The sequence below is a fragment of the Nitrosomonas sp. sh817 genome, assembly GCF_030908545.1.
Classification (GTDB): Bacteria; Pseudomonadota; Gammaproteobacteria; order Burkholderiales; family Nitrosomonadaceae; genus Nitrosomonas.
Genome location: NZ_CP133083.1, coordinates 2,843,641 through 2,857,915 on the forward strand (window position 1 = coordinate 2,843,641; position 14,275 = coordinate 2,857,915).

Here is a 14,275-nt window from a genome sequence, read left to right on the forward strand (position 1 = left end):
CTGCCTGAAAGACATCTTACACAAAATAAATCGAATATGACTCAAGAAAACCAACCGGCGGCCGCGCCGCTCGATGAAAATCAAATCATTGCCGAACGCCGCGCCAAATTGGCTGAATGGCGGCAAGCAGGCAACGCTTTCCCGAATACCTTCCGGCGCGAGCATTTGGCGGCGGATTTGCACCGGCAATACGACAACTTCACCAAGGAACAACTGGAAGAATCGCCGGTTATAGTCAAAGTGGCCGGACGGATGATGTTGAAACGCGTCATGGGTAAAGCCAGTTTCGCCACGATCCAGGACATGAGCGGCCGCATTCAGTTGTATATCTCCAACGATCACACCGGCGAGGCAGCGCACGCGGCGTTCAAGCATTATGATCTGGGCGACATACTATGGGCACAAGGTTCGTTATTCAAAACCAAAACCGATGAGCTTTCAATCCGCGTGACCGGCCTGCAACTGCTGACCAAATCGCTGCGGCCGCTGCCGGAGAAATTTCATGGTTTGACCGATCAGGAGCAGAAATACCGTCAGCGTTATCTGGATTTGATCACCAACGAAGAAGCGCGCAACGTGTTCACGACGCGCTCGAGAATCATCCAGGCGATGCGCGAATTTTTCGTCGCGCACGATTACCTGGAAGTCGAAACCCCGATGATGCACCCGATTCCCGGCGGCGCCACCGCCCGGCCTTTTATGACACACCATAATGCGCTCGACATGGAACTGTACCTGCGCATCGCGCCGGAACTGTATCTGAAACGGCTGGTGGTCGGCGGCATGGAAAAGGTATTTGAAATCAACCGCAATTTCCGCAATGAAGGCATTTCCACCCGGCACAATCCCGAATTCACCATGGTGGAGTTCTACGAGGCTTACCAGGACTTTACCTATCTGATGGACTTCACCGAGAAAATGCTGGCGCAAATCGCGCAAAAAGTACTAGGCACGACCGAAGTCACGTATCAAGGTAAAACCATGGATTTGGCCAAACCGTTTGCCCGGCTGACCATCACCGCAGCCATCCGGAAATTCCACCCGGAATACACCGACGCGCAATTGAACGACCGCGATTTCCTGATCAACAAATTGCAAGCGCTCGGCATTCATTACAACCCGAACGACGGCATCGGCGGTTTGCAACTGTCATTGTTCGACGAAACCACGGAACACCTGCTATTCGAACCCACGTTCATCGTCGATTACCCGGCGGAAGTTTCACCGCTAGCACGGCGCAATGACAACAACACCGAAATCACCGACCGCTTTGAACTGTATATCGCCGGACGCGAAATCGCCAATGGCTTCTCGGAATTGAACGACCCGGAAGATCAAGCGGCACGCTTTCTGGAACAAGTCAAAGCCAAGGACGCCGGCGATAACGAAGCCATGCACTACGACGCGGATTACATTCGCGCACTGGAATACGGCCTGCCACCCACCGCCGGGGAAGGCATCGGCATCGACCGGCTGGTGATGCTGCTGACCGACAGCCCGAGCATCCGCGATGTGATTCTGTTTCCGCAGTTACGGCGGGAGGATTAGAAAATGTGTTGAAAACTCCCCAATGCTTACGCAACGGGATTTTTGTGGAAAAGAGATACAAGACTTGATCCTTTGTGTTTTGCTTTTTTAATTAGCTGTCTAATTTTAGTTAGGGTGCATCGAGGCATGCCTTCTTCCCCCCTCAATGATGTAGTAACTGTAGTAGGCTCGGCGTACTATCAACCGATCGCCGATCTCGTCCAGAACCTTCTCCGCAAGAAGCCTGGCGGACCCTTTCCGGGCGGCTCTGGCGTGCGCGAGAATGGGTATGCGGTATCCATCATCGTGCTGTTGGTAGCAATGCTAGAGTCCTTTACTTCTAGACTTCGGTTCGTGCGTAACTCTGAGCTCGTTGCAGGAGGTCGCAGTACGCCGGACTTACTTGCGGAATATTTTCCAGAACTTCCCACGAAGGAGGATCTCGTGGAAGTTTTCCTTCTTCGAAATGTGGTCGTGCACAACCACATCTGGCATTTGGACGTATCGAACTACGAGGCAGAGCTGCGGACCATTTCTACGCCGCAGGATCTTGGATTTCAGACCAACAAGCACTACGCTGACATAGTCGATGTTCTGACACGTCGAACTCTAAAGCTCAGTTTGAATGTCAACCCAATGGCTGTGGATCGACGAGATGTCTTAACAGTGTTTCAAGTGGTCTGGAAGACACTCGAATTCATGAACAATGTGGACTTCGGCCATACGCCCCTTGCTGGGCGCACGGTGGGCTTCTTTCAGAAGTACCGACAGTTTGACGAACTTATTAACGAACTTGAAAGAGATATCAGCAGTGGCAATGCACCCTAACAACACCATCAACTTGGACGCGGAACAAAGCAAACACGGCAGGTTAGGCTGCCGAAGAAACCCCAACATCACACTGCACAGGAGTGTTATACAGCAGCTTAATATCCCACCCCGGGAAAACCAGTACCGCAGGGTGGCATTTGAGAGCTTTTGCCAATATTTTGGCGTGCTCGATCCCTAAGTTGATCTTGTCATGCTCGATGGCGGAGAGGGCCGCCAGTTCATTCTGACTTAATCCCTGGAGTTCACGGATAATTTTTACCGATTCGCCGACCGATACATCGCATGTTTTTTTGCCAGTTGATATTCGTTCATTTTTTCCTCCGGTAATCGTGCGGTGAGATTTGTTCAACGAGAACATACACTTCATTGTTGTTGATTTGATAGATAACCCGGTACTGTTGGTTCAACCGTGAAGTGCTGTAGTCATTTCATATTCTGGTATCTTTCGTTCCTTCCCCAATTTCAATCAATCACAGGATTACATTTTGAAACAGAGGACGCGCGGCTCAACTCCTAAATTAGATCGAACTGCGCCCATCGAGTCTATGCTTCTCCTTTCGGCTCGGTGAGCCGGCGTATCGTCAGCGCGGCTCGTTGCTCTATCAGGGTGATAATCTGCTCGACCAAGGGGTTTTCAGAGAATCCAAGCTCTTTTTGCGATTGAAGCTGGCGAGCAGTCTTCGGCAGGCTCTGCGCCAGTTCCAGAATGCGCTTGCGGGTTTGGGCCCGGCCCAATCCGGCGCTCTCGGCGAACTGGTCCCAATGACGGGCTTGTACCTCGCTGAACTTGTATTTGCTGCCGATTTTCATCGCCATCTTGGGCGTGAGATTCTGGTATATCGCCGTCGACAGAGTGTCGTACAACGGCGCTAGTACCGGAAACTCGCCGGTGTAGAGCAAAGAGAAATTCTTGGCATGTGCGTCATGATTGCCGATCAAGGCGTTGAACACCACGTAATCGAGCAAGCGCAGCACCTGCGGTGCGCTAGGCCGGGTAACATGACGCAACAGGCTGAAGCACGCGGCAAAATCCGGCCCTCCTTCGTTTTGGTATTTCATCTCGGGTACCACGCCGAGTGCCTGGCAAAAATCCTCCTGATGCAGGCGTGCTACACGGCCTTGCGTATCGGCTTGCCGGTCATAACGCGCCACCAGCAGAAAGCGCCGGCTAGTGATGGTTCGAATCTGCGCTTGAGCCGCTGGCAGCTTCATGGCACGGGCCAAAGTCAGGCAGAAGCCTTCATTGGTAACGCTATCTTCCACGCCATGAATGGGTGGCTTCAGAATATGGGTGCTGGGTTGCCCTCCTTGCGGCAGGCCAATGCGTTGCCCGTCAAAAACAACCGGCAATTTGTCTTGCACACCGGCCAATGATAGCCGCAAGCCATCCTTGCCAGCCATCATCGGACGGCGGGGCAGCTCATCAAGGATGATAGTCAGTTCATTATCACTCAGCCACTGGACGTGCTCATCCCCGGGCGGTGAAGGGGGTATTCCGGGCGGCAGAAATGTAATGGCTCCGGCACACTCTCCGCCAATGTGATCGAGCAAGGCAAAGTCATTCTGACCCGATACCTGAAATTGCTGTGCGATCAAGCGGCGCAGATGACCTTCGGGGAGCAGACCGGCAAAGAATGGGCGCGTGTGGATGTCATCGAATGCATCCGATTGCAAGGGGAGCGAGCAAGACAGTGCAACGGTTCCCGGACGATTCAGCCAGTTTTCGCGGTAGCGGAAACTGAGCCGCCCCTCCTGCAGCGACAAAGTGCCGGCGTGATCGGCAAACAACCAGACCTCGAGTTCATGCACCATCTTTGTCTATCTTTATCACCGCGGATTGTTCCGGCAGGCCCGCAAGAACGACTTCACCGCCTAAGGCGTCGATGACCCGTAAAACTTGCTCTAGTCGCAACGTGGGCTTTCCCGCTTCGAGATCGACAATGAAGCGTAGCCCGACACCGGCTGCCAAAGCCAATTGAGATTGTGTCAGGTCAAGCTGCTTGCGTGCTGTGCGCAGGGTGAGTCCGAGTGATTGAGTGCTGTGGATGCGGATCATGGATTTCACTTTATCGATTTTCCCGTTCGGGAAATTATGAAACAAAGCACACATCTGAGCAAGTTAATTTTCCTGATCGGGAAAAATTATGCTTCAACTCATCTTATTTGAGAAAATATTCCCCATCGGGAATATTTGCGCATTTGCCACGATCAGCAATTAACCTGGATAAGCTTACGTCATCCGGGAAAAAAAGCATTCCCTAAGCCTTCAATCGCCAACCCACCCCATCAACGCAAACTGATAACCGGCCAATTATTTCTTTCGGCGTGGCTTTTCAATGTCGGATCGGGGTCGACGGCGACCGGGTGGGTGACTTTGCTGAGCAGCGGCAAGTCGTTGAGCGAGTCGCTGTAAAACCAGCTGCGCAGGAACGACAGCCAGGTCAGATTATGCGCGTCCAGCCATTTCTCCAGCCGTTCAACCTTTCCTTCCCGGAACGAAGGCGTGCCAGATACCCGGCCAGTAAACTCGCCGTCTTTTTCTTCCGGTTCGGTTGCAATCAAGTGCTCGATGCCGAGCGCGTGGGCGATCGGCGCAGTGACGAAGCTGTTGGTGGCGGTGATGATGATGCATAAATCGCCGTCCAATTTGTGCCGCTCGACCAATTCCCGGGTGCCGGGTGCGATGATCGGGGTAATCCTTTGGGTCATGAATTCCTTACGCCAGGCTTCCAGTTGCGTGCGCGGATGGCGCGCCAGCGGTTTCAGTTGAAAATCGAGAAATTCGTGAATATCCAGCGTTCCGGCTTTGTATTGCTCGTAAAACTCGATATTTCTCGCTTCGTGCAACTCGCGATCCAATGCTTTCTTTTCAATCAAAAATTGCGCCCACTGAAAATCGCTATCACCCGCGATCAGCGTATTGTCCAGATCAAATAAAGCTAAATTCATGTAGTCACCTGTAATAATTCTCGTAATAAAGGAATGGTAATGGGGCGCTGATGGATGAGCGAGTAGCGATCCAGCGCTTCCAGCGTCATCAGCAGCGACGGCAAATCGCGCCGTCCGTGCCGCAGCAGATACCTGCAAATATCGTGCGATAGCTCAAAGCCGCAATCAGCGGCGTGCGTTTGCATCGCTTGTGTTTTTTCTTCGTCGGTTAATTCATGGACCTGATACACCAACCCCCAACCGATGCGCGTGACCAAATCCTGGCGCAATTGGAGATACATCGGCGCGGCGGAACCGCTCATCAGTAAGCGAGTACGTCCGCTGTCGCGCAACCGGTTATAGAGATTGAATAACGCGATTTGCGCTGGTGCATCAAGATTCTCGATATCGTCGATTGCCAGACAATCGGCGGTATTTTCATCCATATCCTGGAAATTACCGAGTTTTCCGGCGCAGCAATATACCGCTTTTAATTTTTTTTGGATATAGGCTGCAACGGTTGCTTGCAGCAGATGGCTTTTACCGCACCCGGGCGTGCCCCACACATAGACAAAGCGCTCCGCTGCTTGTTCCGCCGGCCAGTTTTGCAATGTTTGCAGCAATTCGGCGTTGCGTCCCGGCACGAAATTCGCCAGCACCGGCGACGGCACCGGTTTAATATCGAGCAGCAATTGTTGCATGATCGTTGCGCAATGGGTGTTTGCGTAACCGCTTAATTATAGAAATTACTGCCGAGATAGCGTTGATGCAAATGGCGCAACCAGACCAGCATCACCGCACTGACCGGCAACGCCAGTAAAATGCCGAAGAAACCGAATAACTGGCCGAATGCCATCAACGCAAAAATGACGATGACCGGATGCAAACCGATCCGGTCACCAACCAGCCACGGCGTAATCAGCATGCCTTCCAGCAATTGCCCCGCACCGAAAACAATCCAGACCGGAATCACGCCTGCCCAACCCTGAAACTGCATGATGGCGGCAAAAGTGGCCAGCGTCAAACCGACAATCATGCCGAGGTACGGTACAAATACCAGAATACCGGCAACCAGGCCGATGGGCAAAGCAAATTCGAGCCCGACCAGCCAAAGACCGGTGATATAGCAAATGCTCATCAGCACGATGACTGATAATTGCCCGCGCAAAAATTCCGCCAGAACCCGGTCGGTTTCATGCGCCAGCTGCGAAACTTGCTGATGCCAGTAACGCGGAATCATTTCGTCGATTTGCTTGATCAACGCATCCCAATCGCGCAACAAGTAAAATAACACCACCGGTACCAGCAGCAGGTTTACCAGAAATTCCACAACCGCCATGCCGCCACTGGTAATGGACGGCAGGATTTTAGCCGCGACACCGCCAGCGCTTTGCCAATGTTCCGATACCGCCTCCTTCAACAATTCCATATCCGGCTCCAGACTGATGTCCAGCCTTGTTTCCAGCCACGGAATGATATGATTCTTGAGCATATCGAGAAACGCCGGCATTTTATCCAGCAAGCGGCTCGCTTCTTTTTCAAACAGCGGCACCATGATCAGAATCAACGCGCCGAATGCGACGAGCGACAACAACATCACCAGAATAGTCCCCGCTGTGCGCGGGATGTTATGGCGGGCCAGCCGCGATACCATGGGATTGCAGATATAAGCGATCACCGCGGCAAGCAGGAAAGGCGTCAAGATCGGGCTGAGCAGATACAGTAGCCCGCCGGTCACGCATGCCAGTAGAAGCCACCAGAGGTAATGCAAATCGTTAGCGTGTTCTTCGCTACTCATCGGCAGATTTAACTTTGACCGGCTTTGGATTTCAGCGCGTGGCTAGCGAGATTCTTGCCGAGCTCCCAAATCGAACCCGGCACTTGATGGGTATCGGCAATGGTTTCAGTCAATGCCTGCACGACACGGTCGCAATCCTGTTGCGTCAGAATCAACGGCGGCAGCAGCTTGATGACATTCATGCCGTGCCCGGCGACTTGCGTCAGGATGCGATGCTCTTTGAACAGCGGAATGGTGATCATCTGGCAGAACAACCCTTTGTTGGCCGCTTCCAGCATCATCCATGCGGCTTTGAGAGAGAAACTGCTGGGCGATTTGAATTCCACCGCGATCATCGACCCTTTGCCGCGCGCTTCTTTCAAAAATTCGTATTGGCCGGTTAAAGCATTGATCCGGCCGATGATGTCCGCGCCGATTCTGGCGCTGTTCTCGACCAGCTTCTCGGTTCTGATGACTTCCAGGCTTGCCAGCCCCGCGGCCATCGCCATGTTGTTTTTGGAGAACGTCGAACCGTGCACCACCGCCCGATCCATGCGGTTAAACACGCTTTCCATGATCTGCTGCGTCATCACCACCGCGCCGACCGGCACGAAACCGCCGGACAACGCTTTCGCCATGCAAATCATATCGGGCTTTACGCCCCAATGCTCAATCGCCCAGAATGTGCCGGTGCGGCCCAGGCCGGTCTGGATTTCATCGGCGACAAACATCGTGCCGTATTTTTTGCACAACCGCTCGACTTCGGGCAGATAATTATCGTCCGGAATATTGACACCCTTGCCCTGGATCGGCTCGACCACGAATGCCGCGACATTGCGGCCGCTCAGCGCTTGTTCCAAAGCCGCCAGATCGTTGAAAGGCACCGAACCGCAGTCTTGCAGCAGCGGGCCGAAGCCGTCCTTGAAAATCTGCTCGCCGTTCAGCGACAGCGCGCCCATCGTCAAGCCGTGATAGGCATGGTCGCAGCAAACGATACGGTTGCGCTTGGTAACGTAGCGCGCGAATTTGATCGCCGCTTCCACTGCCTCGGTACCGGAATTGCAAAAGAACGCGCGTTCCAGATTATCCGGCACCGTTGCCAGAATCTCCTTCGCCAGCAAGCCGCTCAGGATCGACACGTCCATCTGCACCAAATCCGGCATTTCCAGCGACAGCACTTCTTTCAACGCATTGACGATCACCGGATGATTGCGCCCGAATACATACACGCCGAAACCGCTCAACAAATCGAGATACTCGTTGCCTTGCTCGTCGTATAAATATTGCCCCACCGCACGCTGATAGTTGCGATCGTAACCGATCGTCTTCAGCACCCGCACCATCTGCGCATTCAGATACTGCTCGTGCAGATCAAACTTGTCGGTACGATGCTGGGCTAACAAATTGGCGATACTGAAAGACATGAACTACCCCGGTGTTGGAAAACCAGCCAGCAACGCTGGAAAAATGATTAATTGACCCCACCCAGAAAAACTACTGCAAAACCGTATTAGAACAATAAAAATTAGCGCAGATCATACCATTCTTGCACATATTTTTGCTGTTAAAAACATGAGGCGATTTGAATGAAAGAAAAATCCCAAGACGCAAAACCAATGGATTTAGATGCGAATGATGCAATCCTTCGAGAAACAACCTTCCCAAAGGAAATTTCATTCTTTTAGAAAGCCGCAATAGGCGCGAATGACAAAGACATACCAGTATTCCACGCAAGCGCTAAGGAAGAGCTGATTAATTGACTGCATGAGCGAATTGCTTCGCTGCGCGGCACTCACTCCCTCGCCTATCAGATTGATATGTCTCGGCTGTTGCGTTCCGTGCGCCTCGCCCTTCATCACGTTCGTTGAATTAATCAGCGCTTCCCAAACGGATAGCCTCTTAAGCGAAGCATCTCCAATTTAGCGAGGTTGGACGGCATGCCTGTGGCTTTTTTACATTTAGGATGCGGCACGATTTCATACCGGATTTGAACTTTACTGCCGCTGCGCGGGAAAGCATAAAAAAATAGAGCATTTTTTATGCAAATGCTCTATTTCAAATTAACGATTACTGCTTACGAGAATGATTCCAGTGTAATCAGCATAAACAGAATAAATATAATTGCAAAATAAGCATTTCCTAATCTTTCCAAGATTCTCTCCTCATTGATAGTCAGTTAAAAACAAATAATGAGGCAACCAGGAATCACAAAAGTTCACAAAATATTCACAAAAAATTTACATAAAATTCACAAAACTGATCTTAAATGCTGAAACCACTCACTTTTCATTCATAGGAATAGATAATAAACTATTGATTACATAAATTTTATCTATGGGATTCTTAAAAAAACGATTTACTTAAACAAATCGCTGTCGACAAATTCCGCTTTGACCAGCGACCAGAAGTCGTCAGCCAACCCATCCTCAATGTACGCGTACGGCAACCAGCCATAGCCGTGATCGCCCCAATCCTTTCCCCATGAGTTGCGGATTAATAACGCGCCTTTGGTGGAGCCGATTTTTTTCTGGTCGTCGTAACCGACCGCCAGTACTGCATGACCGCCTTCCAGCGTGTCGCCCTTGCCGGGATAGGGAATTTCCCCTTTGCCATCACCGCCGCCGGGCATCGAGCTATAGACGGAGAAACCGAACATCGCCGGGAGATTGGCTGCCAAGCTTTTTTTGACATTTGCCAGCAATGTGCTGGTTGAGGCGCCGGGCGGATCGAGCCGGTAATAATTGATCGCTTGATAACTCTGCGCATAAGAGAAACAAAAGCTGGAAGGATCGTCGTTGAAACGTTTGACGTCGTACGGCCAATATTTTTCCGGCGGCACGCCGAACAATACCAGCGCTTTCATGGTATCGCGCAAGTAGGCGCCGTCGTCACCGGTAAAACCGATCAATTGACGTGTGACTTTGTAGAGAAACAGGCGCGAGGCGTCGATGTGTTTGCCGAAAGCGCGGCGTTCAAAATATTCGACCATTCCCACTCCAGCATGCGCAGTGCAGGAGCCGATCGATCCCTGATCCTCGATCGGCGAGCAATATTTGCGCAAGTCGACGCTGGCCGGTAGCGATTTCGCTGCTTTCTTTAACGGTGACGATTTTGCCAGTACTTTGGCGACGGATTCGGTCGATTGCGTATGATCGCGCATATCCGGTAATTCTCTATGCCACCCCAAACTAAGACCATGAATTGATTTCATTTTTAATCTCCAAAAATTAAGTGGATCAATTGCTTCACGGGTACAGCGTTTACACCGGGCCTTGAACGTTATACCCGGTTGGCAAAAATTACAGAAACTGCTAATCTATCATGCACTTAATAACATATCTTCAGTTGAATTATCAGTCTAATCCCTTGGAGTACTGAAGTAAAGTAAATTAAGCGATGCTGATCGCTAATTTCCGTGCCATACGGGCCGGGCATTTGCGGTAAAATTGCGTTTGCGCCTAATGCAAACCCTTTATTCGTTTGAGAGTTCAACTTGACTTCCAGCAATTCCAATCACCCTGATACCAATCATCTTTCTTATCGCGACGCCGGTGTCGATATCGATGCCGGCGATCGCCTGGTGGAAAATATCAAACCACTTGCCAAGCGTACCTTACGCTCCGAAGTTCTGACCGGCATCGGCGGTTTCGGCGCGTTGTTCGAGATTTCCAAGCAATACCGTAATCCGGTGCTGGTGTCCGGCACCGATGGCGTGGGCACCAAGCTGAAGCTGGCGTTCCAGCTCAACCGCCACGACACCATCGGCATTGATCTGGTGGCGATGAGCGTTAACGATATTCTGGTGCAAGGCGCGGAACCGTTGTTTTTCCTGGATTATTTCGCCTGCGGCAAATTGAATGTGGAAACTGCGACCCAAGTGGTCGGCGGCATTGCCAAAGGTTGCGAACTGGCTGGTTGCGCTTTGATCGGCGGTGAAACGGCGGAGATGCCGGGTATGTATCCGCATGATGAATACGATTTGGCCGGGTTTGCCGTAGGTGCTGTCGAGAAAGATCAAATCATCAGCGGCGCGTCGATCAAAGCCGGCGATTGCGTGCTGGGCATCGCATCAAGCGGCGCGCATTCGAACGGCTATTCGCTGATTCGTAAAATTATCGAAAACAGCCGCGCCGATTTATCGATGGATTTTCACGATCAAACACTGGCCGATGCCATCATGGCGCCGACGCGCATTTATGTGAAGCCGGTACTGGCATTGATCAAGAAATTTCCAGTGAAAGGCTTGGCCCACATTACCGGCGGCGGATTGGTGGAAAATGTGCCGCGCATTTTGCCGGATTCGCTCACGGCGGTTTTACAAAAAGACACTTGGCGGATGCCGCCGTTGTTTCAATGGCTGCAACAACAAGGCAACGTGGAAGATGCGGAAATGGCGCGTGTGTTTAATTGCGGTATCGGCATGATCGTCGTGGTTGCGCCCGAGCATGGGGCTGATGCGCTCGACAGTTTGCGTGCAAATGGCGAAACCGCGTGGCAAATCGGTGAAATTAAACCACGTATGACTAATCAAGCAGCTACCGTATTGGTGTAGTGATTCGTCCCCCGATGAAATCTTTAGTGATCCTGATTTCAGGCCGCGGCAGCAATATGCAAGCGCTGCTGGAAGCCGGTTATCCTTTGGATAGCATTACGGTGATCTCTAATAATCCCAATGCGGCCGGGCTGGAAATTGCCAGAAAGCATGGCGTTGCAACGGCTGTTCTGGATCACCGCTCTTTTCCGGATCGGGAAACTTTTGATGCCGCCTTGGCGGAAAAAATTGATGCCTGCAAACCGGAATTGGTTGCACTGGCCGGTTTCATGCGTATACTGAGCGATTGCTTTGTACAACGTTATCAGGGCCGGTTAATGAATATTCACCCTTCCTTACTCCCGGCGTTTCCCGGTCTGGGCACCCACGCGCGGGCATTGCAAGAAGGCGTCAAGATCCACGGTTGCACGGTTCATTTCGTCACGCCGGCGCTGGACCATGGGCCGATCGTAATTCAAGCCGCGATTCCGGTATTGCCGGGCGACACCGAACAAATGCTGGCCAACCGTGTGTTGGCGCTGGAACACCGCATTTACCCGCAAGCAGTGCGCTGGTTTATGGACGGCTGCATCCGGCTGACCGATAACCGCGTGGAAGTGTTGAATGCCGGCGCCATCGAAACAGCGCTCTATTCGCCGGAGCTATCCGAATGAAACGTGCGGCATTGTTTTTAATTCTATGGCTGCTCGGTTCCCCGGTTTACGCGACGGAAATACCGTCCCGGATTGAAATCAACTATCACGTGATAACCGATATCGGGGAAGGTGAAATCAGTGAAGTCATGGAAATTCGTCATACCGGCGATCATTATCGTTATTCTATCAATAGCGTCGCGCAAGCGACCGGCATGTACAAGTTGATCGAGCCGAATAGAATCGTGCGCCATAGCGAAGGCTTTATTACTGAACAAGGTTTGCAGCCGACCCGTGCTTACGAAAAGCGTGGAAAAAAAATACCCAGCCTGGCTGTTTTCGATTGGGCCGATCACAGTATCACGCTCAATCACATGGGTCATGAAATAACGACAAAGCTGCCGTACGGTACGCTGGATCGTCTGAGCTTGTCGTATAACTTTATGTTTGCCACGCTTCCCCAAAAACACGTGGAACGTTACGTAACCAATGGTCATGACGTGCAGTTATCGCGTTTCACCATAACTGAAGAAATTCTCGATACACGGCTGGGCGCAATCAAAACGATCGTGTTAACCCGTCAGGAAGAAAAAGGTTCCAAGCTGAAAAGAAAATTATGGCTAGCCTTGAACAATCACATGTTGCCGGTGCGGATCGTTTCGGTCGAAGAAAACGGCCGCGAAATCGAGAAAATAGTCAGCGGCATTAATATCCGCTATAAACCGCAACAGTAATGCTATTCTCAGAAATATTCAATCATTCATGCGCTTAACTCCTTCTCAATTTGACGCAGTGGTTGTTGCCACGCGTGCCGTGTTGCCTTTGGAATACCCTGCCGATGCAATCCTGCGGCGTCATTTTCAGGATCACTCCATGCTGGGCGCGCAAGATCGTGCTGTCATTGCTGAAACGGTTTTCGGCATTCTGCGCCACCGTTTTTTTCTCGAAAGCCTGACGGAACTGCCGACCCCCCGTGCGCTGGTATTGGCTTATCTCGTCAAGTTTCAAGGAACCAATTTGCGTGAACTGGCACCCCTGGTGAGCGAAACGGAAGCGAGGTGGCTCACCGAAATCAAGGCCGTTAAGGTGGATACTTTGCCGCTGGCGATTCAAGCGGAATTCCCGGCGTGGCTCGTGGAAAAATTGCAGGCGTTTATGCCTGATAACGAAATTCTGGATCTCGGCTTATCGCTGCAAAAGCCCGCACCGCTTGATTTGCGAGTAAATACGCTGCTCGCAAAACGCGCCGAAGTGCTTGACATCTTTCAGCAAGAAGGCATTCCGGCACAAGCGGCGCTCTACTCGCCATGCGGTATCCGTTTGACCGGTAAACCGGCGATTAATCGCCATGCCTTGTTTTTATCGGGAAAAATCGAAGTTCAAGACGAAGGCAGTCAATTACTGGGTTATTTGCTGGCGCCCAAACGCGGCGAAATGATCGTTGATTTTTGCGCCGGAGCCGGCGGCAAATCCTTATTGCTGGGAGCTCTGATGAATTCCAAAGGGCGGCTGTATGCTTTTGATGTATCAGAAAAACGGCTGAACAACCTGAAGCCGCGCTTCAAGCGTTCCGGTTTGTCGAATCTGCACGCGCAACGGATAGAAAACGAGAACGATCTTAAGATCAAACGCTTATCCGGAAAGATTGACCGGGTATTGGTCGATTCGCCATGCAGCGGGCTTGGCACGTTGCGCCGCAACCCCGACTTGAAATGGCGTCAATCACCGCAAAGCATTGAGGAACTAAAAGCTAAACAAGCGGCAATTCTGGCTGCCGCCGCGGCTTTGCTCAAACCGGGCGGACGCTTGGTATATGCCACCTGCAGCTTTCTGCCGGAAGAAAACCAGCAAGTGGTGCAGGCTTTTCTTGAAACGCACCCGCAATTCAGACTCCTGAATTGCGCCGAAATCCTGGCACAGCAAAAAATCCCTTTGGATACCGGCGAATTCTTGCAATTATTTCCTAAGCAACATCAAACCGACGGCTTTTTTGCCGCAGCGCTGGAGCACGCCAGCGATCACTAGCCG

General features: G+C 51.6%; 14 protein-coding genes. 6 read left to right on the plus strand and 8 right to left on the minus strand.

What is annotated here, in order from left to right; all coding sequences use genetic code 11:
- Window positions 1-36 precede the first annotated feature (36 nt).
- Together lysS and RBH92_RS13505 are read left to right on the plus strand one after the other, a co-directional pair.
- Entirely contained in the window at window positions 37-1,548 is a 1,512-nt protein-coding gene (gene lysS / locus RBH92_RS13500; RefSeq protein ID WP_307932515.1) for a lysine--tRNA ligase, read from the plus strand.
- Window positions 1,549-1,674: 126 nt separating this feature from the next.
- Window positions 1,675-2,355 (plus strand): hypothetical protein, encoded by a 681-nt coding sequence (locus RBH92_RS13505; RefSeq protein ID WP_307932516.1) that lies wholly within the window; start codon window positions 1,675-1,677, stop codon window positions 2,353-2,355.
- Between the two features lie 43 nt (window positions 2,356-2,398).
- On the opposite strand, the gene RBH92_RS13510 is transcribed toward RBH92_RS13505, so the two are convergent.
- From RBH92_RS13510 to RBH92_RS13545, 8 genes are all read right to left on the minus strand, one after another.
- Window positions 2,399-2,716 carry a helix-turn-helix domain-containing protein gene (locus RBH92_RS13510; RefSeq protein ID WP_307932517.1) on the minus strand — a complete coding sequence of 106 codons (318 nt, stop codon included), beginning with the start codon at window positions 2,714-2,716 and terminating at the stop codon, window positions 2,399-2,401.
- 185 nt (window positions 2,717-2,901) lie between these two features.
- Entirely contained in the window at window positions 2,902-4,170 is a 1,269-nt protein-coding gene (locus RBH92_RS13515; protein WP_307932518.1) for a type II toxin-antitoxin system HipA family toxin, read from the minus strand.
- Window positions 4,160-4,459, minus strand: coding sequence for a helix-turn-helix transcriptional regulator (locus RBH92_RS13520; protein ID WP_307932519.1), 300 nt, complete (start codon window positions 4,457-4,459; stop codon window positions 4,160-4,162). Before RBH92_RS13520 ends, RBH92_RS13515 begins: the two co-directional genes overlap by 11 nt.
- A gap of 185 nt (window positions 4,460-4,644) precedes the next feature.
- On the minus strand, window positions 4,645-5,307 hold the full coding sequence (locus RBH92_RS13525) for a histidinol-phosphatase (RefSeq protein ID WP_307932520.1): 663 nt from the start codon (window positions 5,305-5,307) through the stop codon (window positions 4,645-4,647).
- Window positions 5,304-5,987, minus strand: coding sequence for a DnaA regulatory inactivator Hda (gene hda / locus RBH92_RS13530; protein WP_307932521.1), 684 nt, complete (start codon window positions 5,985-5,987; stop codon window positions 5,304-5,306). Before hda ends, RBH92_RS13525 begins: the two co-directional genes overlap by 4 nt.
- 32 nt (window positions 5,988-6,019) lie before the next feature.
- Window positions 6,020-7,084: an AI-2E family transporter gene (locus RBH92_RS13535; RefSeq protein WP_307932522.1), complete on the minus strand. Its 1,065-nt coding sequence runs from the start codon at window positions 7,082-7,084 to the stop codon at window positions 6,020-6,022.
- 8 nt (window positions 7,085-7,092) lie between these two features.
- The gene (locus RBH92_RS13540; protein ID WP_307932523.1) at window positions 7,093-8,487 is read right to left on the minus strand and encodes an aspartate aminotransferase family protein; all 1,395 of its coding nucleotides are present in this window, start codon (window positions 8,485-8,487) and stop codon (window positions 7,093-7,095) included.
- Between the two features lie 932 nt (window positions 8,488-9,419).
- A complete protein-coding gene (locus tag RBH92_RS13545) occupies window positions 9,420-10,274 on the minus strand; it encodes a C1 family peptidase (protein WP_307932524.1) in 855 nt (284 codons plus the stop codon).
- Window positions 10,275-10,556: 282 nt separating this feature from the next.
- Between RBH92_RS13545 and purM the strand changes: the two genes are divergently transcribed.
- From purM to RBH92_RS13565, 4 genes are read left to right on the plus strand one after another with little or no spacing between them, the layout of a single operon-like run.
- Window positions 10,557-11,615 carry a phosphoribosylformylglycinamidine cyclo-ligase gene (gene purM / locus RBH92_RS13550; protein ID WP_307932525.1) on the plus strand — a complete coding sequence of 353 codons (1,059 nt, stop codon included), beginning with the start codon at window positions 10,557-10,559 and terminating at the stop codon, window positions 11,613-11,615.
- A 14-nt stretch (window positions 11,616-11,629) separates the two neighbouring features.
- Window positions 11,630-12,268 carry a phosphoribosylglycinamide formyltransferase gene (purN, locus tag RBH92_RS13555; RefSeq protein WP_307932526.1) on the plus strand — a complete coding sequence of 213 codons (639 nt, stop codon included), beginning with the start codon at window positions 11,630-11,632 and terminating at the stop codon, window positions 12,266-12,268.
- The gene (locus tag RBH92_RS13560) at window positions 12,265-12,981 is read left to right on the plus strand and encodes a DUF3108 domain-containing protein (protein ID WP_307932527.1); all 717 of its coding nucleotides are present in this window, start codon (window positions 12,265-12,267) and stop codon (window positions 12,979-12,981) included. The genes purN and RBH92_RS13560 overlap by 4 nt, the downstream gene beginning before the upstream one ends.
- Window positions 12,982-13,009: 28 nt before the next feature.
- Window positions 13,010-14,272, plus strand: coding sequence for an RsmB/NOP family class I SAM-dependent RNA methyltransferase (locus tag RBH92_RS13565; protein ID WP_307932528.1), 1,263 nt, complete (start codon window positions 13,010-13,012; stop codon window positions 14,270-14,272).
- The last annotated feature ends 3 nt before the right edge of the window (window positions 14,273-14,275 follow it).

Excerpts from the sequence above, each read along its gene's own strand:
- RBH92_RS13515 (WP_307932518.1), bottom strand. The coding sequence starts at position 4,170 with ATGGTGCATGAACTCGAGGTCTGGTTGTTTGCCGATCACGCCGGCACT.
- RBH92_RS13545 (WP_307932524.1), bottom strand. The coding sequence starts at position 10,274 with ATGAAATCAATTCATGGTCTTAGTTTGGGGTGGCATAGAGAATTACCG.
- hda (WP_307932521.1), bottom strand. The coding sequence starts at position 5,987 with ATGCAACAATTGCTGCTCGATATTAAACCGGTGCCGTCGCCGGTGCTG.
- purN (WP_307932526.1), top strand. The coding sequence starts at position 11,630 with ATGAAATCTTTAGTGATCCTGATTTCAGGCCGCGGCAGCAATATGCAA.
- RBH92_RS13540 (WP_307932523.1), bottom strand. The coding sequence starts at position 8,487 with ATGTCTTTCAGTATCGCCAATTTGTTAGCCCAGCATCGTACCGACAAG.
- RBH92_RS13505 (WP_307932516.1), top strand. The coding sequence starts at position 1,675 with ATGCCTTCTTCCCCCCTCAATGATGTAGTAACTGTAGTAGGCTCGGCG.
- RBH92_RS13565 (WP_307932528.1), top strand. The coding sequence starts at position 13,010 with ATGCGCTTAACTCCTTCTCAATTTGACGCAGTGGTTGTTGCCACGCGT.
- RBH92_RS13510 (WP_307932517.1), bottom strand. The coding sequence starts at position 2,716 with ATGTTCTCGTTGAACAAATCTCACCGCACGATTACCGGAGGAAAAAAT.
- RBH92_RS13560 (WP_307932527.1), top strand. The coding sequence starts at position 12,265 with ATGAAACGTGCGGCATTGTTTTTAATTCTATGGCTGCTCGGTTCCCCG.
- RBH92_RS13525 (WP_307932520.1), bottom strand. The coding sequence starts at position 5,307 with ATGAATTTAGCTTTATTTGATCTGGACAATACGCTGATCGCGGGTGAT.
- RBH92_RS13535 (WP_307932522.1), bottom strand. The coding sequence starts at position 7,084 with ATGAGTAGCGAAGAACACGCTAACGATTTGCATTACCTCTGGTGGCTT.
- lysS (WP_307932515.1), top strand. The coding sequence starts at position 37 with ATGACTCAAGAAAACCAACCGGCGGCCGCGCCGCTCGATGAAAATCAA.